The 19,918-nt window shown below is 56.5% G+C and carries 20 protein-coding genes; 7 read left to right on the top strand and 13 right to left on the bottom strand.

Going from position 1 to position 19,918, the window contains the following annotated elements; genetic code table 11:
• Nucleotides 1-97: 97 nt before the first annotated feature.
• A complete protein-coding gene (cysG, locus tag ADJ24_RS08815) occupies nt 98-1,471 on the top strand; it encodes a siroheme synthase CysG (RefSeq protein WP_023309476.1) in 1,374 nt (457 codons plus the stop codon).
• 143 nt (nt 1,472-1,614) lie between these two features.
• Nucleotides 1,615-1,785, top strand: a complete 171-nt coding sequence (locus tag ADJ24_RS08810) for a YhfL family protein (protein WP_008503029.1) — start codon at nt 1,615-1,617, stop codon at nt 1,783-1,785.
• A 143-nt stretch (nt 1,786-1,928) separates the two neighbouring features.
• On the opposite strand, the gene trpS is transcribed toward ADJ24_RS08810, so the two are convergent.
• From trpS to ADJ24_RS08755, 12 genes are all read right to left on the bottom strand, one after another.
• Nucleotides 1,929-2,933, bottom strand: coding sequence for a tryptophan--tRNA ligase (gene trpS, locus ADJ24_RS08805; protein ID WP_023309477.1), 1,005 nt, complete (start codon nt 2,931-2,933; stop codon nt 1,929-1,931).
• On the bottom strand, nt 2,926-3,687 hold the full coding sequence (gene gph / locus ADJ24_RS08800; protein WP_023309478.1) for a phosphoglycolate phosphatase: 762 nt from the start codon (nt 3,685-3,687) through the stop codon (nt 2,926-2,928). The genes trpS and gph overlap by 8 nt, the downstream gene beginning before the upstream one ends.
• Nucleotides 3,680-4,357: a ribulose-phosphate 3-epimerase gene (gene rpe, locus ADJ24_RS08795; protein WP_023309479.1), complete on the bottom strand. Its 678-nt coding sequence runs from the start codon at nt 4,355-4,357 to the stop codon at nt 3,680-3,682. The genes gph and rpe overlap by 8 nt, the downstream gene beginning before the upstream one ends.
• A 41-nt stretch (nt 4,358-4,398) precedes the next feature.
• The gene (gene dam / locus ADJ24_RS08790; protein ID WP_023309480.1) at nt 4,399-5,211 is read right to left on the bottom strand and encodes an adenine-specific DNA-methyltransferase; all 813 of its coding nucleotides are present in this window, start codon (nt 5,209-5,211) and stop codon (nt 4,399-4,401) included.
• A gap of 67 nt (nt 5,212-5,278) precedes the next feature.
• Nucleotides 5,279-6,577 (bottom strand): cell division protein DamX, encoded by a 1,299-nt coding sequence (gene damX / locus ADJ24_RS08785; protein ID WP_023309481.1) that lies wholly within the window; start codon nt 6,575-6,577, stop codon nt 5,279-5,281.
• A gap of 92 nt (nt 6,578-6,669) precedes the next feature.
• The gene (gene aroB, locus ADJ24_RS08780) at nt 6,670-7,758 is read right to left on the bottom strand and encodes a 3-dehydroquinate synthase (RefSeq protein ID WP_023309482.1); all 1,089 of its coding nucleotides are present in this window, start codon (nt 7,756-7,758) and stop codon (nt 6,670-6,672) included.
• A gap of 57 nt (nt 7,759-7,815) precedes the next feature.
• Nucleotides 7,816-8,337: a shikimate kinase AroK gene (gene aroK / locus ADJ24_RS08775; protein WP_003861630.1), complete on the bottom strand. Its 522-nt coding sequence runs from the start codon at nt 8,335-8,337 to the stop codon at nt 7,816-7,818.
• Nucleotides 8,338-8,623: 286 nt separating this feature from the next.
• On the bottom strand, nt 8,624-9,847 hold the full coding sequence (gene hofQ, locus ADJ24_RS08770; RefSeq protein ID WP_223825985.1) for a DNA uptake porin HofQ: 1,224 nt from the start codon (nt 9,845-9,847) through the stop codon (nt 8,624-8,626).
• Nucleotides 9,774-10,178 carry a HofP DNA utilization family protein gene (locus ADJ24_RS23495; RefSeq protein ID WP_032667964.1) on the bottom strand — a complete coding sequence of 135 codons (405 nt, stop codon included), beginning with the start codon at nt 10,176-10,178 and terminating at the stop codon, nt 9,774-9,776. The genes hofQ and ADJ24_RS23495 overlap by 74 nt, the downstream gene beginning before the upstream one ends.
• Nucleotides 10,168-10,623, bottom strand: a complete 456-nt coding sequence (locus ADJ24_RS08765) for a hypothetical protein (protein WP_023309484.1) — start codon at nt 10,621-10,623, stop codon at nt 10,168-10,170. Before ADJ24_RS08765 ends, ADJ24_RS23495 begins: the two co-directional genes overlap by 11 nt.
• Nucleotides 10,624-10,626: 3 nt before the next feature.
• Nucleotides 10,627-11,121 (bottom strand): PilN domain-containing protein, encoded by a 495-nt coding sequence (locus ADJ24_RS08760; protein WP_023309485.1) that lies wholly within the window; start codon nt 11,119-11,121, stop codon nt 10,627-10,629.
• Nucleotides 11,118-11,894 carry a hypothetical protein gene (locus ADJ24_RS08755; RefSeq protein ID WP_023309486.1) on the bottom strand — a complete coding sequence of 259 codons (777 nt, stop codon included), beginning with the start codon at nt 11,892-11,894 and terminating at the stop codon, nt 11,118-11,120. The genes ADJ24_RS08760 and ADJ24_RS08755 overlap by 4 nt, the downstream gene beginning before the upstream one ends.
• 120 nt (nt 11,895-12,014) lie before the next feature.
• Between ADJ24_RS08755 and mrcA the strand changes: the two genes are divergently transcribed.
• Nucleotides 12,015-14,567: a peptidoglycan glycosyltransferase/peptidoglycan DD-transpeptidase MrcA gene (gene mrcA / locus ADJ24_RS08750; protein ID WP_023309487.1), complete on the top strand. Its 2,553-nt coding sequence runs from the start codon at nt 12,015-12,017 to the stop codon at nt 14,565-14,567.
• An 88-nt stretch (nt 14,568-14,655) separates the two neighbouring features.
• Here mrcA and nudE read toward each other — a convergent pair whose 3' ends face one another.
• On the bottom strand, nt 14,656-15,216 hold the full coding sequence (gene nudE, locus ADJ24_RS08745; protein WP_023309488.1) for an ADP compounds hydrolase NudE: 561 nt from the start codon (nt 15,214-15,216) through the stop codon (nt 14,656-14,658).
• A 324-nt stretch (nt 15,217-15,540) separates the two neighbouring features.
• Here nudE and ADJ24_RS08735 point away from each other — a divergent pair, with 324 nt between their 5' ends.
• From ADJ24_RS08735 to hslO, 4 genes are all read left to right on the top strand, one after another.
• On the top strand, nt 15,541-17,676 hold the full coding sequence (locus ADJ24_RS08735; RefSeq protein ID WP_023309489.1) for an intracellular growth attenuator family protein: 2,136 nt from the start codon (nt 15,541-15,543) through the stop codon (nt 17,674-17,676).
• A gap of 67 nt (nt 17,677-17,743) precedes the next feature.
• Nucleotides 17,744-18,427 carry a GMP/IMP nucleotidase gene (gene yrfG, locus ADJ24_RS08730; protein WP_023309490.1) on the top strand — a complete coding sequence of 228 codons (684 nt, stop codon included), beginning with the start codon at nt 17,744-17,746 and terminating at the stop codon, nt 18,425-18,427.
• The gene (hslR, locus tag ADJ24_RS08725; protein WP_023309491.1) at nt 18,424-18,825 is read left to right on the top strand and encodes a ribosome-associated heat shock protein Hsp15; all 402 of its coding nucleotides are present in this window, start codon (nt 18,424-18,426) and stop codon (nt 18,823-18,825) included. The genes yrfG and hslR overlap by 4 nt, the downstream gene beginning before the upstream one ends.
• 17 nt (nt 18,826-18,842) lie before the next feature.
• Nucleotides 18,843-19,727: an Hsp33 family molecular chaperone HslO gene (gene hslO, locus ADJ24_RS08720; protein WP_161495995.1), complete on the top strand. Its 885-nt coding sequence runs from the start codon at nt 18,843-18,845 to the stop codon at nt 19,725-19,727.
• The last annotated feature ends 191 nt before the right edge of the window (nt 19,728-19,918 follow it).

The following is a 19,918-nucleotide window of genomic DNA, read 5'->3' as shown; positions in this document are numbered from 1 at the left end:
ATGGGTAACGGCAGGAAAAACCGTATGTTTTGTACGATTCCTGCTGTTATCCTGACGTCAATTCTTACCCCCTCCATGAAAGCTGCGAGGTAACGTCGTGGATCACCTGCCGATTTTCTGTCAATTACGCAACCGCGACTGCCTGCTCGTGGGCGGCGGCGACGTGGCTGAACGCAAATCGCGCCTGCTGTTAGAGGCTGGCGCCCGGCTCACCGTCAACGCCCTCACCTTCGCCCCACAGTTTGAGGTCTGGGCCCAGGAAGGGATGCTCACGCTGGAACAGGGTGAGTTTAATGAATCTCTGCTCGATACCTGCTGGCTGACGATTGCCGCGACGGATGATGATGAAGTGAACCAGCGCGTCAGCGACGCCTGCGAAGTGCGCCGAATCTTCTGCAACGTGGTGGATGCGCCGAAAGAGGCCAGCTTTATCATGCCGTCGATTATCGACCGCTCGCCGCTGATGATTGCGGTATCGTCCGGCGGACGCTCGCCGGTTCTCGCCCGCCTGCTGCGGGAAAAGCTGGAGGCCGTGCTGCCGCAGCACCTTGGTCAGATTGCCCATTACGCCGGGCAGCTCCGCTCCCGCGTGAAGCAAACCTTCTCGACCGTTGGCGAGCGCCGTCGCTTCTGGGAAAAATTCTTTGTGAACGACAGGCTGGCGCAGTCGCTGGCGAATCAGGACACCAAAGCCGTTGAAGAGACAACCGAACAGCTGCTGAGCGAGCCGCTGGACCATCGCGGCGAAGTGGTGCTGGTGGGCGCAGGCCCCGGCGATGCAGGCTTGCTGACGCTGAAAGGGCTACAGCAGATCCAGCAGGCCGATACCGTGGTTTACGATCGCCTGGTCTCCGATGACATCATGAACCTGGTACGCCGCGATGCCGACCGCGTCTTCGTGGGCAAACGGGCGGGCTATCACTGCGTGCCGCAGGAGGAGATTAACCAGATCCTGCTGCGCGAGGCGCAGAAAGGTAAGCGCGTAGTGCGCCTTAAGGGTGGCGATCCTTTTATCTTTGGTCGCGGCGGCGAGGAGCTGGAAACCCTGTGTGACGCGGGCATTCCGTTCTCCGTGGTGCCGGGCATTACGGCTGCATCCGGCTGCTCAGCTTACTCTGGCATTCCGCTGACCCACCGCGACTATGCCCAGAGCGTGCGTCTGGTAACGGGCCATCTGAAAACCGGCTGCGAGCTGGACTGGCATAACCTGGCCGCGGAAAAGCAGACGCTGGTCTTCTACATGGGGCTAAACCAGGCCGCTACGATTCAGGCGAAGCTGCTGGAGCACGGCATGGAGGCTGATATGCCGGTTGCGCTGGTGGAAAACGGTACGTCCATCAAGCAACGCGTGGTGGATGGCGTACTGACGCAGCTCGGTGAACTGGCGCAGCAGGTCGAAAGCCCGGCGCTGATTGTGGTGGGTCGCGTGGTTGAGCTGCGCGAGAAGCTGAACTGGTTCTCAAATCACTAACGCATATTCTTCCTTTGCGGAGTAGTCCTTATGTGGACTACTCCCCTCTTACCGCTGTCGATAACATACCGCCCCGAAGTGGAATTTCTCCCTTTATTCCCTTGAGTTACATCCAACTTTCGTTTTTAAGACAAGGAATGCGTATGTTCAAACTGGCAAAAGCCGCCGTTCTGGTTGGCCTGTTATCGACTCTGACTGCCTGCACCGGTCATGTACAGAACACCAAAAATAATTGCAGCTACGATTACCTGCTGCACCCGGCGATCTCCATTTCGAAGATCATCGGCGGTTGCGGCCCGGCGGCGCAGCAGTAAGCGATTTTCAGGCGTAAAAAAACCGGGATTTCCCGGTTTTTTAGTTTAGGGAAGTGCGGTCTGATGCCTTCACCCTGACCCTCTCCCACAGGCAGAGGGAACAAACCCTAAAAACGGTAACGTGGTTACCGTTTTGCTTTTACCTACGGTTTACCCACAAACCCAATCGCTTCGTACACCGCTTTCAGGGTTTCGGACGCACGCGCGCTGGCTTTTTCCGCGCCGTCTTTCATCACCTTCTGCAGGAAAGCTTCGTCGTTACGGTAGCGGTGATAACGCTCCTGCAGCTCGGTCAGCATACCGGAAACGGCGTCTGCCACTTCACCTTTCAGGTGGCCGTACATCTTGCCTTCGAAGTGTTTTTCCAGTTCAGGAATGCTCTGGCCAGTCACGCCGGAGAGGATATCCAGCAGGTTGGAAACGCCCGCTTTGTTCTGCACGTCGTAGCGCACCACAGGCGGCTCGTCAGAGTCGGTGACCGCGCGCTTGAGCTTTTTGACGACGGATTTCGGATCTTCCAGCAGGCCGATAACGTTGTTGCGGTTATCGTCAGACTTGGACATCTTCTTGGTCGGCTCCAGCAGCGACATCACGCGCGCGCCGGACTTCGGAATAAACGGCTCTGGCACTTTGAACACATCGCCGTAAATCGCGTTAAAGCGCTGGGCGATATCGCGGCTCAGCTCCAGATGCTGCTTCTGGTCTTCACCCACCGGCACCTGGTTGGTTTGATACAGCAGGATGTCTGCCGCCATCAGCACCGGATAGTCGAACAGACCGGCATTGATGTTTTCAGAGTAGCGTGCGGATTTATCCTTGAACTGCGTCATGCGGCTCAGCTCGCCGAAATAGGTGTAGCAGTTCAGCGCCCAGCCCAGCTGCGCGTGCTCCGGCACGTGAGACTGAACGAAAATGGTGCTCTTCTCAGGATCGATGCCGCAGGCCAGGTACAGCGCCAGCGTATCCAGGGTGGCTTTACGCAGCTTCTCAGGATCCTGACGCGCGGTAATCGCGTGGAGATCGACGATGCAGTAAATGCAATGGTACTCATCCTGCATGCTGACCCACTGACGTAACGCACCCATGTAGTTACCAATGGTCAATTCACCTGAAGGCTGTGCGCCACTAAAAACGATGGGCTTAGTCATTATTCAATTCCTGATGTTCACTGTGCGAAAGCCCGAGTGCGGGCAACAAATCTTTGAAGTGGTCGAAGACCACATCCGGCTCACTTAGCGTGATGGCTTCACCGTAGTTGTAGCCATAGGTTAATCCGACGGAAGGACACCCTGCCGCTCGGGCAGCCAGAATATCATTGCGCGAATCCCCAACAAAGAGCAGCTCCGCAGGGGTTAAAGATAATTTTCCTGCCACCAGCAACAGCGGTTCCGGATGCGGCTTTTTGTTCTGCACGTCGTCGCCGCCCACAATCACGGAGAAATACTTAGCGATATCCAGCGCTTCCAGCAGAGGCGCAACAAACGGCGTCGGTTTGTTGGTCACCAGCCCCAGCGGAATGCCCTTCACGTGCAGCGCGCTCAGCGTTTCCTGAACGTCCGGGAACAGGAAGCTGCCCTCCTCGACGGTCTCTTCGTAGAAACGATCGAACAGTTTGCGCAGAATCCGCAGCTGCTCATCCTTAGGGATGTCAGCGTGGTCAACGCTCGGTTTACCCTGCGCGGAACGCTGCGACGCGCGCTCCTGACGCGCCCACGTCAACGCGCGCTCCATCAAAACATCGGCACCGTTGCCAATCCACGTTACCACGCGCTCTTCCCCCGCAACGGGGAGTTCAAGGGCGTACAGCGCCTGGTCTACGGCGCTCGTTAAGCCCGGCGCGCTGTCGACCAGCGTGCCGTCGAGGTCAAATGCGATACCCCGAATTGCCTGCAATTTATCCATGACTTACCTTCGCCAGCTCGCGGCGCATTTCATCAATGACTTTTTTGTAATCCGGTTGGTCGAAAATGGCTGAACCGGCAACAAACATATCCGCACCGGCTGCCGCAATTTCACCAATGTTATTCACTTTCACACCGCCGTCCACTTCCAGACGAATATCGTAGCCTGACTCGTCAATACGACGGCGCACCTCACGCAGCTTATCCAGCGTGTGGGGGATAAACGACTGACCGCCAAAGCCCGGGTTAACGGACATCAGCAGAATCACATCCAGCTTGTCCATGACATAGTCGAGATAGCTCAGCGGCGTGGCCGGATTAAACACCAGGCCCGCCTTGCAGCCGTTCTCTTTGATCAGCTGCAGCGTGCGGTCCACGTGTTCAGAGGCTTCCGGATGGAAAGTGATGATGCTGGCACCCACTGCGGCGAAATCAGGCACGATGCGATCGACAGGCTTCACCATCAGGTGAACGTCGATCGGCGCGGTAATGCCATAGTTGCGTAATGCCTTGAGCACCATTGGGCCAATGGTCAGGTTAGGGACGTAGTGGTTGTCCATCACGTCGAAATGGACCACATCTGCGCCAGCCGCGAGAGCTTTGGCGGTGTCTTCACCCAGGCGGGCAAAATCGGCCGACAGAATTGAGGGAGCAATCAAAAACTGTTTCATCCGCTTCTCCTTGAAATGTGTTTACCGGCGGGCAAAACGGCTCAGGGGCGATAAAGAGCCAGAAGTTCGTCCACCTTTTTACGTGTGCCGCCGTTGCTGCTAATGCTACGCCGCACTTTGACCTGAAAATGCTTCGCGGCTTTGTACCATTCGCGCGTATCAGGCGTGTCGTGATTCGAAATTAACACCGGAATTCTTTTGCTGACCAGCTTTTCCGCCATCTCCGCCAGACGGGCCTGTTCGGCCGGGCTGAAGCTGTTGGTGTGATAAGCGGTGAAATTCGCCGTTGCAGACAGTGGCGCGTAAGGCGGGTCACAGTAAACCACCGAGTTTACGCCTGCCAGTTCCATACACTCTTCATATGAGAGGCAATGAAACTCTGCGTTCTGCGCTTTTTCGGCAAAGTGATACAGCTCGTCCTGCGGGAAATACGGACGCTTATAGCGACCAAACGGCACGTTAAATTCCCCGCGCAGGTTATAGCGGCACAGGCCGTTGTAACCATGACGGTTGAGATAGAGGAACAGCAACGCTCTGCGGAACGGATCCTGGCTCTGATTAAACTCAGTGCGGAACTGGTAGTAAACGTCCGGGTGATTATTCTCCGGCGTAAACAGTTTGCGCGCCTCTGCGACATACTCTTCGGTACGCAGCTTAACAATGTTATAGAGGCTGATAAGGTCGTTGTTGATATCTGCCAGGATATAACGAGAAAAATCGGTGTTGAGGAACACCGATCCCGCACCTACGAAAGGCTCGATTAGACACTCGCCTTTTGGCAGGTGCTTTTTAATATCATCGAGCAGGGGGTATTTCCCCCCTGCCCATTTCAGAAAAGCGCGATTTTTTTTCATGCTGACTAACTGATTACACCTTCTCCGGCTGTGGAGAAAGCTCCGACAGCATCCTGCGCTTTAAACATTACTTCAGATCGGCCTGAACCTGATGAATCGGCTTCGCCCATGGGTTTTTCGCCTGAACATCAGCTGGCAGTGCCGCTACGGCACGTTTCGCTTCATCTTTGGACGAATAAACGCCGCTGACCAGCACATACCACGGCTGACCGTTGCGGGTCGTCTGATAAACAACGTAGTTTTTCAGATTTGATTTCTTCGCCCAACCGTTGAGGTTGTCATAGTTAGACGAACTGCTCAGCTGCAACGTGTAGTTGCTTGATGGCGCAGACTTCAGCGAGCCAACGTTACCTGCCGTTTTGCCTGCTGCGGCGCTGGAGGCTGCTGCCGTGGCTGCCGGAGCTGTTGCTGCAGGTGCAGCTGTGGTCGCCGTTGCTTTCGGCGCGGTCTGCGCGACTGGCGCTTTAGCAGGCTCGCTTACCGCAGCCGTTTCGGTGTGTTTCGGCTGTGCCGGTGCAGCTTTCACTTCAGGCGCTTTCACGACTGCCTGAGGTTTGGTTTCACGCTTAGGCTCAATCACCGCCTGCTTACGTTCAGGACGCGTCGCAGCTTGCGTCTGGCGCGGTTTGGTTTCCGTCGCAGCCGTTTGTGGCTGAGCGTTACCACCGCGAATCGGGGCAACGGTTGCCGGCTCAGTTGGCAGCGTAGAGTTAACCACGACGTTATCAACCTGCTGCTGGTTCTGCGGCTGCGTCAGCGCATTGTTCAGATCTCCCTGAACTTCTACGCGCTGCTGGCCTTCAGGCGTAGCAGGTGCCTGACCCTGAGCAGGGGTTGAAGAAACGGGCGGTAGAGAAACATCCTGCGGCGCTGTGGTGTTACCTGCGGTCTGCTCTGCGGAAGTCGCACCCGGCGCAGGCTGTGCGCCATTCGCCTGATTAGTCGCATCGTTACCGGACAGGTTGATGCTCTTCTCAGCGGAAGCAGTTTGCTCGGTTGAGTTCGTTGACGGTGCTTTAAGCGCGGAGCCAATGCCGACAATCAGCAGCACAAGCACCAGAACGCCAAGGCCCATCATAATGTACTGGCGGGAAGCCGGTTTCGGCGCAGCGGCTTTTTTACGTTTACGCGGGCGACGCTCTACAGGCTGTTCGTCCATTGAATCTTCTTCGGACTCATAATCCTCTTCTGCTCGCTCTTCGTGCGCGTTGCGGCTGCGCGAAGGGCGACGATCGTCTGCATCCAGATCAACATCGTCAAAGTTGATCTGCGGCTCGTTATCACGTTCTGAAGATTGACGAGAACGACCAGTACGACGATCGCTGGGATCGGGTTTCAGCTCGTCTTCTGGTTTGAATTCATCCATTTAACACCCCACTCAAAGGCTTATGCTAACGACTTTGCATTTCACCTGAAGCTAAACGACCACCTGCGACAGTGGCCTGACCTTTCTAGTTGTTACGCCTGCTGACAATCAGCGATAGCGCCAAGAACGACATCGTGCGGCACTCCGCCGCGCACTTCACTCTTCCCTATTGCAAGCGGGAGTACAAGACGCATCTCACCTGCCAATACTTTTTTATCGCGCATCATGTGGGGTAAATACGCTTGCGCCGACATCTCCTGCGGCCCGGTTACCGGCAAACCTGCACGTTCAAGCAGCGCAATGATGCGCGCCGTCTCTTCAGGTTTAAACTGCCCCAGACGTTCAGAGGTGCGGGCTGCCATGACCATACCGGCCGCGACGGCTTCACCGTGCAGCCAGTTGCCATAACCCATCTCGGCTTCAATGGCATGGCCAAACGTATGCCCAAGATTCAGTAAAGCACGTAAGCCCGTTTCACGCTCGTCTGCTGCAACAACTTCTGCTTTCAGTTCACAACAACGACGAATGCAGTATGCCAGTTTAGCCTCATCCAGGCACAGCAGCGCATCCATATTCTCTTCAAGCCAGCTAAAGAACTCGCCATCAAGAATAATGCCGTATTTGATCACTTCCGCCAGACCCGAAGCCAGCTCGCGCTTCGGCAGCGTTTTCAGACAGTCGAGATCCACCACCACCGATGCGGGCTGGTAGAACGCGCCAATCATGTTTTTGCCGAGCGGATGGTTGACTGCCGTTTTGCCACCCACAGAGGAGTCGACCTGGGACAGCAACGTGGTCGGGATTTGAATAAAACGGACGCCACGTTGATAGCTTGCGGCCGCAAAGCCGGTCAGATCGCCCACAACACCGCCGCCCAGGGCAAGCAGTGTTGTATCGCGACCGTGCGGTTTTTGCAGCAATGCGGTAAAGACGGTATCCAGTACCGTCAGGCTTTTATACTGCTCGCCATCGGGGAGAATCACACTGTCGACTTTTACGCCCGCCTGCTCAAGCAGGTGGCGTACGCGGTCGAGATAAAGCGGAGCCAGCGTCTCATTGGTGACCAGCATCGCCTGATCACCCGCTTTCAGTGGTAAAAAGGAAGCTGGGTCGTTAAACAAACCAGCCGCGATGGTGATAGGGTAACTACGTTCCCCGAGAGTAACTGTAATCCTCTCCATGACGCGACATCCACCTTTAATGCTTTTACCCGCAGGCGAGTGTATATAAAGCCAGAATCAGTTGCTTTCCAGCATATGAATAATCTGGTTTGCAACCACTTTAGCGCTCTGGTCGTCAGTACGAATGGTCACGTCGGCAATCTCTTCATACAGCGGATTGCGTTCATCGGCCAACGCTTCCAGAACTTCGCGTGGTGGCGTTTCAACCTGCAGCAGCGGGCGCTTTTTATCGCGCTGCGTACGTGCCAGCTGTTTCTCGATGGTCGTCTCAAGATAGACCACTACGCCACGGGCGGAGAGACGGTTACGGGTTTCGCGAGATTTCACAGAACCGCCGCCTGTTGCCAGAACGATGCCCTGTTTTTCCGTGAGTTCGTTGATCACTTTTTCTTCTCGGTCACGGAAACCTTCTTCGCCTTCTACATCGAAAACCCAGCCCACATCAGCTCCGGTTCGTTTCTCAATCTCTTGATCAGAATCGTAAAATTCCATATTGAGTTGTTGAGCTAACTGACGCCCAATAGTGCTTTTGCCGGCACCCATAGGCCCAACCAGAAAGATATTGCGTTTCTCTGCCATTTTATCGGTACTACTAAGACTATTCGTTAATGGTAATCCCCGCTTCGCAGACACCCAGCGTAGCAGGACATGAACTGAAACCTCATATGCAATAGAGCGAGAGTCAGACTAAAAATTATCTCAATACTCCGGCTTGTTTGGCAACTGATTAAATCACCGCGTCGGGCGCATAAGGTAATAAGACGTAAGTCCAACTCAAATCGGTACTCCTTGTATGCTAATTCATGCCCCACGTCAAACATCTGCAACAAACTGAATGCAAAATCATTGCGGGGATCGTTACCCGTCAGCGAATACCGACCAAACGTGGCGTAATAAACACCACTAGCTCGCGCCGTTCATTATCCTTACCATCGTGGCGAAAAAGCTGTCCAAGCCAGGGGATTTTCCCCAGCCCAGGCACGCTGTCGCTGCCGGTTTTGTTCTTCTGCGAAAAAATTCCGCCCAACGCCAGCGTTTCTCCACTTTTTACCTCCACCTGGGTTTCTATCTCCTGTTTGTCGATCGCCAGCGTTTCGCCGTCAGCCTGCTGCAGAACCTGTCCCGGCATATTTTCGCTGATGTGCAATTTCAGGCGCACGCGCCCACCCGGTAAGACCACCGGTGTGACCTCCATTCCTAATACCGCCTCTTTAAACTCAACGGAGGTTGCCCCGCTTTCACCGCTTGAGACCTGATACGGGATTTCACTCCCCTGCTTGATGCTGGCCGGCTGCATGTGCGAGGCCAGGAGTCTCGGGCTGGCGATGATATCGACCTGCTGTTTTTGCTCCAGCGCAGAGAGCTCCAGATCCAGCAGCCGACCATTGATCCGTCCGATGTTAAAACCCACGTGGCTGGTGGCGCTGGCGACGGATAGATCGCTGCCAAGCGTGGTGAGCTGGCCAACCTTGCCCGCGTCGGCGGCGTCGGCGAGATTCCATTTCACCCCCAGCTCACGCAGGCTTTTTTCATTAATGGTCACAATATGCGCCGCCAGCTCGACCTGTTCGACGGGAATATCCATCTGAGCGGCCCAGCGCTGCAGCGTCTCGACCACCGTCTGGTTATCCCGAATCAGCAGCCGGTTGGTGCGTTTGTCGAGAGACAAACTTCCCTTTGGGCTCAGGAGCTTTTCCGCGTCTTTTTGCAGCTCTCCGGCATCGGCATAGGACAAAGCGATGCTGTGAGACACCAGCGGCGCATCAAGCTGTCGACGCGTTCGCTCCTGTTCTGAACGTTCCTGCTGCTCACGCTGCCAGGCCGCGGTATGCACATAAAAAATGCCGCCCTCCTCTCGCAAAACAAGGCCAGCGCTGGTGGCAACCGTCTGTAACGCTTGACGCCAGGGGACGCGCGTCAGGTTGAGCGAAAGCGTGCCGCCGACGTCAGGCGATATCACCAGATTTCGGTTCTCCTGTGCAACCAGGCTCTGCAGCACCTGGACTACAGGCACGTCATCCACCACCAGCGTGACCGGTTTTGGCGCGGCGGCCCACAGCGGATGGCTGAACGCCAGCAGCCACAGCATTATCCGTAAATTCATTCTTATTCGTTCCTTCTCGTTGCCACGTCCATGTTCCTGGTTCACATGTGTCACCCACATCAACAACCAGTTCCGTTTCATTGATGGCTGTTATCGTCCAGCCTGCCGGGAAGCGCTCATGCATTTTCAGGCGGTACCAGCGCTTTTGCCCATCCTGTAAAATGCCGATAGCCTGCTGTCCTCCCACCATGCCGCGGTAGCGCCACTGCGCCAGCTCGCCTATGGCGCAGGGATCGTCCGGCGGGCGAAACGGATCGCGCATGCCGGTCAATAGCAGCGCTGAGCAAACCAGCAAATATCGCGCGCTATTTCGCATGTTCCAGCTCCAGCCGCAGGCGCAACGCTGTACCTTGTGGTGCAATCGCGAAAGCGGCGATCTGCACATCCCGCTGCGCCAGCCGGGAAAAAAGCGCCGGGAGAGCCTGCCACTCCACCTCCAGCATCAGTTCCCCTCCGTTCTGCAGCGGCTTCCAGTGAACCAGCGTCGCGTTATCGCCCTGAAAATCGAGCGGGGAAAACGGCGTCAGCGCCAGTGTGTCCGTTGTTTCCGGACGAAACGGCACCTTTCTGACGGCAGGCCATAACGCCGCGTTCGTCCTTGCGTCCTGAATCATCTGTCGCTGTCGTTCAGCACACTGCCTGTCTAGCGGTCTGAGCAAGGTGCCCCACGCGGCCAGTCCTGCCAGGAGGCTCCCCAGACACCAAAAAAGCACCCGATACCAGGGACGGCTTTCGCACCAGCGTTCTAACAGGGTATCCATGCGCTACCCCTCGCTTTTAAGATGGAGGGTGAACATCCACCGCCCCTGGCTGTCCTGCCGAAGCTCACCCGCCGTTCCGGGCGTAAAACCCGCTATTTGGCCCAGCGCATCGCGCAGAACAGACAGGGCTGGCAGGGTTATGGCATACCCGCTCAGCGTCAGAGCAGGAGGCTGATAGCGAAGCTCTGTCAGCCAGACCTGTGAAGGAGTGGCGCGGGAAAGGGACTCCAGCACCGGTTGCCATGCGCGTTGTTGAAGGGTCTGCGCTGGCTTCTGCGCCTGTGAGGCGAGTTTCTGCCGGGAGGCAAGCGCGTGCTGCACGGTCTGCGTTCCCGTCAGCTCCGTTTGCAGCGCGTGCAGCCTCATAAGAGGGTTTATCCGCAGGCAGAAAATGATCGCGAACATTAACAGCATGGTGCCGACACACATTCCGCCCCATAAGCGCAGGCATCGCGCGCGCCGCTGTTGTCGCCAGGGCAGAAAGTTCATGATGCTCATCCGGGCACCTCGCTCATGGCCAACGCCAGCGCAACGGTATAATCAGCGCCGCAGTCCGGTAGCGGGGCATGGCAGCGTTCCAGGATTTCCCACGGATCACGTCGGCTATCAAACAGCGCGATGTCATCCGAACCAAGCCCCAGCAGCGCTGAAAGCTCAGACACGTTTTCGGCTTCTGTGGTAATGCGGCGTCCCCACTGGTGGCGCATCGCCCACAGCCACTGCCGATCGTCCCGCCAGGCGACGCACGTCGCTGGCGCCACCGCGGGAAGAAGATTCGCCAGCGCGCTGGCATCCGGCGTAATGGCCACCAGCCGCAAACGCAGCGTTTTCGCCAGCGCCAGTAGGGTGTCGATCTCGTTGTTTTGCGCGGCGGTCACGTGAAAGGTATTGCTGAAGGTATCCTGCGCGTAATCGAAACAGAGCGTATCAGCAGACATCTCCAGTTCGCGCGCGAGCGCCGCACCAAGCCATGAGAGCTGCTCGCTGTCGCGCAGCGCAACGGTCGGGCGGGGGAGCGCCCGTTGCAGAGTGCGTGCAGCCGGGAAAGAGAGGAATGCCCGATGGTAGTGCGGCAGCGTTTTGCGCCAGTCGCGTAACGCATCAACCAGCTGTTCTGGCTGACAAATTTTGCCGTCACGAATGATGCCCTCGTCCAGAGGAATCGCCCACCAGCGGCGCATGCACCAGCCCAACTTCTCCCGGGCCAGGGCGACGATCAGCACCCTATCCTGTTGAATATGAACGCCCGTTTGCCATATTTTGAAAGCCATGCTTCACGATCTCCTTATCGCCCGTCGGGTTGACGGCTATATCAATGAATCAGGCTTGCCTTTATACTACCGCGCGATTGTTTAGAAACTGCCCAAGTGAAACCAAATGGGAAATCTCCGGTGAAGTTCGTAAAGTATTTATTCATCCTTGCAGTCTGTTGCATTCTGCTGGGAGCAGGCTCGATTTACGGTTTGTACAAATATATTGAGCCACAGCTACCTGATGTCGCCACGCTTCGCGATGTGCGCCTCCAGATCCCGATGCAAGTCTATAGCGCCGATGGCGAGCTGATGGCGCAGTATGGCGAGAAGCGTCGTATTCCGCTGACCTTAAACCAAATTCCACCCGTGATGGTGAAAGCCTTTATCGCCACGGAGGACAGCCGTTTTTACGAGCACCACGGTGTCGATCCGGTGGGGATTTTCCGTGCCGCGAGCATTGCGTTATTCTCTGGTCACGCCTCTCAGGGGGCGAGTACCATTACGCAGCAGCTGGCGCGTAACTTCTTCCTCAGCCCTGAAAAGACGCTGATACGTAAGATCAAAGAGGTGTTCCTCGCGATCCGTATTGAGCAGCTGCTGAGCAAAGACGAAATCCTTGAGCTGTACCTCAACAAAATCTACCTGGGTTACCGAGCCTATGGCGTGGGGGCTGCCGCACAGGTGTACTTCGGTAAGCCCGTTGAGCAACTCACCTTAAGCGAAATGGCAACCATTGCTGGTCTGCCGAAAGCGCCGTCCACGTTTAACCCGCTCTACTCGCTCGATCGCGCCACCGCGCGCCGTAACGTCGTTCTGTCACGTATGCTGAGCGAAGGCTACATCAGCCATAGCGAGTACGACCAGGCGCGTAACGATGTGATTGACGCTAACTACCACGCCCCTGAAATCGCCTTCGCATCCCCTTACCTGACCGAAATGGTTCGTCAGGAGATGGTGAATCGCTATGGTGACAAGGCCTATGAAGATGGCTATCGCGTGTACACCACCGTCACCCGTAAGGTCCAGCAGGCGGCTCAGGAAGCGGTGCGGAACAACGTGATGGACTACGATATGCGTCACGGCTATCGCGGCCCGTCAAACGTGCTCTGGAAAGTGGGCGAAAGCGCGTGGGACAGTAAAAAAATCACCAGCACGCTGAAGACGCTGCCAACCTATGGTCCGCTCCTTCCTGCCGTGGTGACGCAGGCCGATCCTCAGGAAGCCGTTGCGACGCTCGCGGACGGTACTTCCGTCTCGCTGCGTATGGACGGTATCCGCTGGGCGCGTCCTTACCGCTCGGATACCCTGCAGGGCGCAACGCCGCGTAAAGTGACCGATGCCGTGCAGACCGGACAGCAAATCTGGGTGCGTAAGGTAGGCGAATCCTGGTGGCTGGCACAGGTGCCGGACGTTAACTCGGCCCTGGTTTCTATCAATCCACAGAACGGTGCCATCCTGGCCCTGGTCGGCGGGTTTGATTTCAACCAGAGCAAATTTAACCGCGCCACCCAGGCGCTGCGTCAGGTCGGTTCCAATATCAAACCGTTCCTCTACACGGCAGCGATGGATAAAGGCTTGACCCTCGCCAGCATCCTTAACGACGTGCCAATCTCCCGCTGGGATGCCGGTGCCGGTTCCGACTGGCAGCCGAAGAACTCCCCTGCGGAGTATGCCGGCCCAATTCGTCTCCGTCAGGGTCTGGGACAGTCGAAAAACGTGGTGATGGTGCGCGCCATGCGCGCGATGGGCGTCGACTATGCCGCAGAGTATCTGCAGCGCTTCGGTTTCCCGGCGCAGAACATCGTTCGCACCGAGTCGCTGGCGTTAGGCTCCGCCTCGTTTACGCCGCTTCAGGTCGCACGCGGGTACTCGGTGATGGCCAACGGCGGCTTCCTGATTGATCCGTACTTCATCAGCAAGATTGAAAACGATCAGGGCGGCATGCTGTTCGAAGCGAAGCCGAAGATTGCCTGCCCTGACTGCGATATTCCGGTCATTTATGGCAATACGCCGAAATCCGACGTGCTTGAAAACAAGGACATGGAAGACCCTGCCGTGTCTCAGGAGCAGCAGAACGGCGTCGTGCCGCAGCCGCAGCTCGAGCAGGCTAACCAGTCGCTGGTGGCACAGACCGGCGCGCCGGAGTATGCCCCGCATGTGATCAACACGCCGCTGTCCTTCCTGATCAAAAGCGCGCTGAACACCAACATCTTCGGTGAACCGGGCTGGCAGGGCACAGGCTGGCGCGCAGGGCGTGATTTGCAGCGCCATGATATTGGCGGTAAAACGGGGACAACCAACAGCTCGAAAGACGCGTGGTTCTCCGGCTACGGCCCGGGCGTGGTGACATCGGTTTGGATCGGTTTCGACGATCACCGCCGTGACTTAGGTCGTACAACGGCCTCCGGCGCGATTAAGGATCAGATCTCCGGCTACGAAGGCGGTGCGAAGAGCGCGCAGCCGGCCTGGGACGCCTACATGAAGTCCGTTCTTGAAGGCGTGCCGGAGCAGCCGTTAACGCCACCGCCAGGCGTGGTGACGGTTAATATCGACCGCAGCACCGGTCAGCTCGCCAACGGCGGTAATAGTCGCGAAGAGTATTTCATCGAGGGCACGCAGCCAACCACGCAGGCGGTGCACGAGGTGGGGACAGAGATTATTGATAACGGCGAGACGCACGAGCTGTTCTGACAACAAAGCAAAACGGCAACCTCTGGTTGCCGTTTTTGTGTTTGCTCCCTCTCCCGTGGGAGAGGGTTGGGGTGAGGGCATCAGGCCACTACAGTCGCCCCTGCCCCTTCAACCATTCCCGTACCAGGAACAGCGCGCTCACGTTGCGAGCCTCATTAAAGTCAGGGTCTTCCAGAAGATCCATCAGGTGCGCTAGCGGCCAGCGAACCTGCGGCATCGGCTCCGGCTCATCCCCTTCCAGCGATTCAGGATAGAGGTCTTCAGCCACCACGATATTCATTTTGCTGGAAAAATAGGACGGCGCCATGCTCAGCTTTTTCAGGAATGAAAGCTCATTCGCACCAAAGCCCACCTCTTCTTTTAGCTCGCGGTTTGCCGCTTCAAAGACGGTTTCACCCGGGTCGATAAGCCCTTTCGAGAACCCAAGCTCGTAAGATTCCGTTCCCACAGCGTATTCGCGGATCAAAATCAGATGATCGTCGACAATGGGAACAATCATCACCGCTTCGCGCGAAGAGGGGCGCATACGTTCATAAACGCGACGCACACCGTTGCTGAACTCCAGGTCCACACTTTCGACATTAAACAGGCGCGATTTGGCGACAGTTTCTACATTCAGAATGGTGGGTTTTTGTAGTGGTTTGCTCATCTTGATGGGTCTTAGCAGTGAGAACTGGCGTTATTGTGCGATATGCCGCACGGTTTCGGCAATGTCAATCGCTCTTTATTTACATTTATGCAACGTAACTGGGATCAATCCTCAATTCAAAACAAATGTCAAGAGGTTGAAATGTTTCCAGGAATTTGCTGATATCGCGCCATAACAGGCTTTGCTATCATCACCGGTCACTGGGATGCGCTTCAGAATGCTCAAGTTCGACTCCATACTTGCCGATAGCCAGCCACAGACTCTCATTCAATGTAAAGGTGCTACTGACTACACCTGTAAGAAGATAAGTAAGATGGGGAAAGCATGAGCACCATTTTGATTGTTCTCGCTGCTATGCTGGCCGGCGCGTTTGTTGCAGGATGGTTGTACAGGCGCCGCGTACAGCGCCGTTATCGTCTGCCCTTTTTAAATGCATTTGCGGGTGCGAGCACGCGTAAACTCACGCAGGACGAGCGCGATGCGGTTGAAAACTATCTCGAAATCCTGAACCGTACCCAGTTAACGCCTGGCCCAACGGGAGCCACTGCTGCGCCCGTCGCGCTAAAGCTTAATGCGCAAAGTGATACCGTGCTCTGCGTGACGCGCTCCATCACGCGCTATGGCATCACGACTGATGACCCCAACAAATGGCGCTATTACCTTGATTCCGTCGAAGTGCATCTGCCCCCGTCCTGGGAGCAATACATTAATGACGAAAACAGCGTTGAGCTGATTCACACCGATTCGTTGCCCCTGGTTATCTCGCTTAACGGCCATACGCTAAATGAATACCTTCAGGAAGCCCCGCGTTTTGCGCTGGAACGCGCAAGTTCAACGCAGGCGTCCATTCGTGGCGAAGAGACAGAGCAGATCGAACTGCTGAACATTCGCCAGGAAACGCATGAAGAGTATGCCCTGAGCCGCCCGGACGGCATCCGTGAAGCCATTCTGATCGTTGCTGCCTTCCTGCTCTTTTTTATCTGCCTGCTCACGCCGGATGTGTTTGTCCCCTGGCTGGCTGGCGGCGCGGTGCTGCTGCTGGCCGGCGGGCTTTGGGGTCTCTTTGCCCCCCCGGCCAAAACCTCGTTGCGCGAGATCCACTGCCTGCGCGGGACGCCAAAGCGCTGGGGCCTGTTCGGTGAAAACGATCAGGAGCATCTCAACAATATCTCGCTCGGTATTATCGACCTGATCTACCCGCGCCACTGGCAGCCGTGGATCGCGCAGGACTTAGGGCAGAAAACCGATATTGATATCTACCTTGACCGCCACGTTGTGCGCCAGGGGCGCTTCTTATCCCTGCATGATGAAGTGAAAAATTTCCCGCTTCAGCACTGGCTACGCAGTACGGTCATTGCCGGCGGCGCCGCGCTGGTCTTAGCCATGCTGCTGCTTTTCGTGCCGCTGGATATGCCCATTAAATTCACCCTGTCGTGGATCAAAGGGGCGCAAACCATTGAAGCGAGCAGCGTCAATAAACTGGATGAAGCCGGTGTACGCGTGGGGGACACGCTGCGCCTGAAGGGGACCGGGATGTGTAATATTCACACGCCGGGGGCGTGGAACACGCGTCAGAACTCGCCGTTCATGCCGTTCGACTGTTCGCAAATTATCTGGAACGACGCGCCGCCGCTGCCGCTGCCGGAATCCGAAGTGGTGAACAAGGCCACGGCGCTCACCCAGACGGTTAACCGCCAGCTGCACCCGAAACCGGACGATGATTCGCGCGTCAGCCCCGCGCTGCGCTCGGCCATTCAGAAATCAGGCATGGTTCTGCTGGATGATTTTGGTGACATCGTCCTGAAAACGCAGGATTTATGCTCCTCTCAGGATGAGTGCATACGCCTTAAAAACGCCCTGGTAAACCTGGGGAACAGCAAAGACTGGGACTCGCTGGTGAAACGCGCCGAAGCGGGACGACTGGATGGCGTTAATGTCCTGCTGCGTCCGGTGAGCGCTGAATCGCTGGATAACCTGGTCGCCACCTCGACGTCGCCGTTCATGATGCGCGAGACCACCCGCGCGGCTCAGGCGCTGAACAGTCCGGCGCCGGGCGGCTTTGTGATAGCAAGCGATGAAGGCAGCGACCTGGTCGATCAGCCCTACCCGCAGGTTGCGCTTTATGACTACCCGGCTCAGGAGCAGTGGAGCCAGTTCCAGCGCCTGGCGCAGATGCTGATGCAAACGCCGTTCAGCGCCGAAGGGATTGTCACGAGTATTTATACCGACGCCAACGGCACTCGCCATATCGGCCTGCATCGGATGCCGGATAGCGCAGGCTTGTGGCGTTACATCGGCACGTCTCTGCTGATGACCGCGATGCTGATCGCCATTTTCTGGAACGGCTTTATGGCCCTGCGCCGCTACCAGCGCTCGCGCACCCGACTTGCCGACATCCAGCAGTATTATGAAAACTGCCTCAATCCTAAGCTGATCCCTTCGTCTGAGAGCCTGATCTGATAACGTCGTTGCGCGGCAAGATGTGCTACCCTGTCGCGCACGTTTCTTCTGGCTGGAGTTCCCCCTTATGCATCTTGATATCGCCTGGCAGGAGGTAGATACCGTTCTGCTGGATATGGACGGCACGCTGCTCGATCTCGCCTTTGATAACTATTTCTGGCAAACGCTGGTTCCAGAAACCTATGGCGAGCAGCAGGGGATCTCCCCGGCGGAAGCGCAGGCATTCATTCGTTCGCAATACAGCGCGGTGCAACATACGCTAAACTGGTACTGTCTTGACTACTGGAGCAAGCGCCTCGGTTTGGATATTTGTGCCATGACCACCGCCCAGGGCCCGCGCGCCGTTCTGCGCGAGGACACCGTGCCCTTTCTGGATGCGCTGAAAGCCAGCGGCAAGCGCCGTATTTTGCTGACCAACGCGCATCCACATAATCTGGCGGTGAAGCTGGAGCATACGGGCCTGGCATCGCACCTTGATTTATTACTTTCCACCCACACATTTGGTTATCCGAAAGAGGATCAGCGGTTGTGGCATGCGGTGAGGGAAGAGACGGGTTTGCAGCCAGAACGTACGCTGTTCATTGATGACAGCGAGCCCATTCTGGATTCTGCGGCAAGGTTTGGCATTCGCTACTGTCTGGGCGTGACCAATCCTGACTCTGGCCTGGCTGAAAAAAGCTATCTGCGCCACCCTGGGCTGAACGACTATCGCCAGATGATCCCCTCACTGACCGTGAAGGAGACGCCATGAAAGAAAAACCCTCTGACGGGGTAAGACTGGATAAATGGCTGTGGGCAGCGCGTTTTTACAAAACACGCGCCCTTGCCCGCGAGATGGTTGACGGCGGAAAAGTGCATTACAACGGCCAGCGCAGCAAACCGAGCAAGCTGGTTGAGCTGAATGCCACCTTAACGCTGCGTCAGGGCAACGATGAACGTACTGTGGTGATTAAAGCCGTTACCGAACAGCGTCGACCCGCAGCGGAAGCCGTACTGCTTTATGAAGAAACGGCGGAGAGCATTGAAAAGCGCGAGAAGACCGCGCTGGCGCGCAAAATGAACGCGCTGACGATGCCCCACCCGGACCGGCGACCGGATAAAAAAGAGCGCCGCGATCTGATGAAATTTAAACACGGTGAGACTGATTAACCTCACCCGCACGAGAGATGAAAATGGCCCAACACGACCAATTACACCGCTATCTGTTTGAACAATTCGCCGTGCGCGGCGAGCTGGTCACCGTATCCGAAACCTGGAAACAGATTCTGGAAAACCACAACTACCCGCTGCCGGTGAAGACCCTGTTGGGCGAACTGCTGGTTGCCACCAGCCTGCTGACGGCTACGCTGAAGTTTGCCGGTGATATCACCGTGCAGCTGCAGGGTGACGGCCCGATGACGCTGGCGGTGATCAACGGCAATAACCAGCAGCAGATGCGCGGCGTGGCGCGCGTTCAGGGCGACGTGCCTGAAAATGCAGACCTCAAAACGCTGGTGGGTAATGGCTACCTGGTGATCACCATCTCCCCTGAGGAAGGCGAGCGCTATCAGGGCGTGGTGGGTCTGGAAGGCGATACCCTGGCAGCCTGCCTGGAAGATTACTTCATGCGTTCTGAACAGCTGCCGACGCGTCTCTTCATCCGCACCGGTGAAGTGGACGGTCAGCCTGCTGCCGGCGGTATGCTGCTGCAGGTTCTGCCTGCGCAGGACGCGCAGACCAATGACTTTGAGCACCTGGCAACGCTGACCGAAACCATCAAAGCGGAAGAGCTGTTCAACCTGTCGGCGACCGACGTGCTGTGGCGTCTGTACCACGAAGAAGAAGTGACGGTTTACGATCCGCAGTCCGTGGAATTTAAGTGCACCTGCTCCCGCGAGCGCTGCGCTGGCGCGCTGAAAACCCTGCCGGATGAAGAGATCGACAGCATCATGGCGGAAGACGGCGAAATTGATATGCACTGTGACTACTGCGGTACGCACTACGTGTTCAATTCGATGGATATCGCTGAGATCCGCAATAACGCCTCCCCGGCGGATCCGCAGGTTCACTAAACCCCTTTCCCCTCACCCTAACCCTCTCCCCTTTGGGAGAGGCTGGTGTGAGGGGCAAAAACCCCCGCTTAAGCTGAATCGTTTTCCTTATGTAACTCTTACGTAATTTTCTTACGTGTATGCGATTACATTCACATTCTTTCCGATAAAATCACCACTCTTTAACCTTTTCGGAACATTTTCCCCAACCA

Origin of the sequence: Enterobacter sp. 940_PEND (genome assembly GCF_001059415.1) — a bacterium.
Classification (GTDB): domain Bacteria; phylum Pseudomonadota; class Gammaproteobacteria; order Enterobacterales; family Enterobacteriaceae; genus Enterobacter; species Enterobacter cloacae_M.
This window is presented reverse-complemented; position numbering and strand designations above follow the sequence as displayed.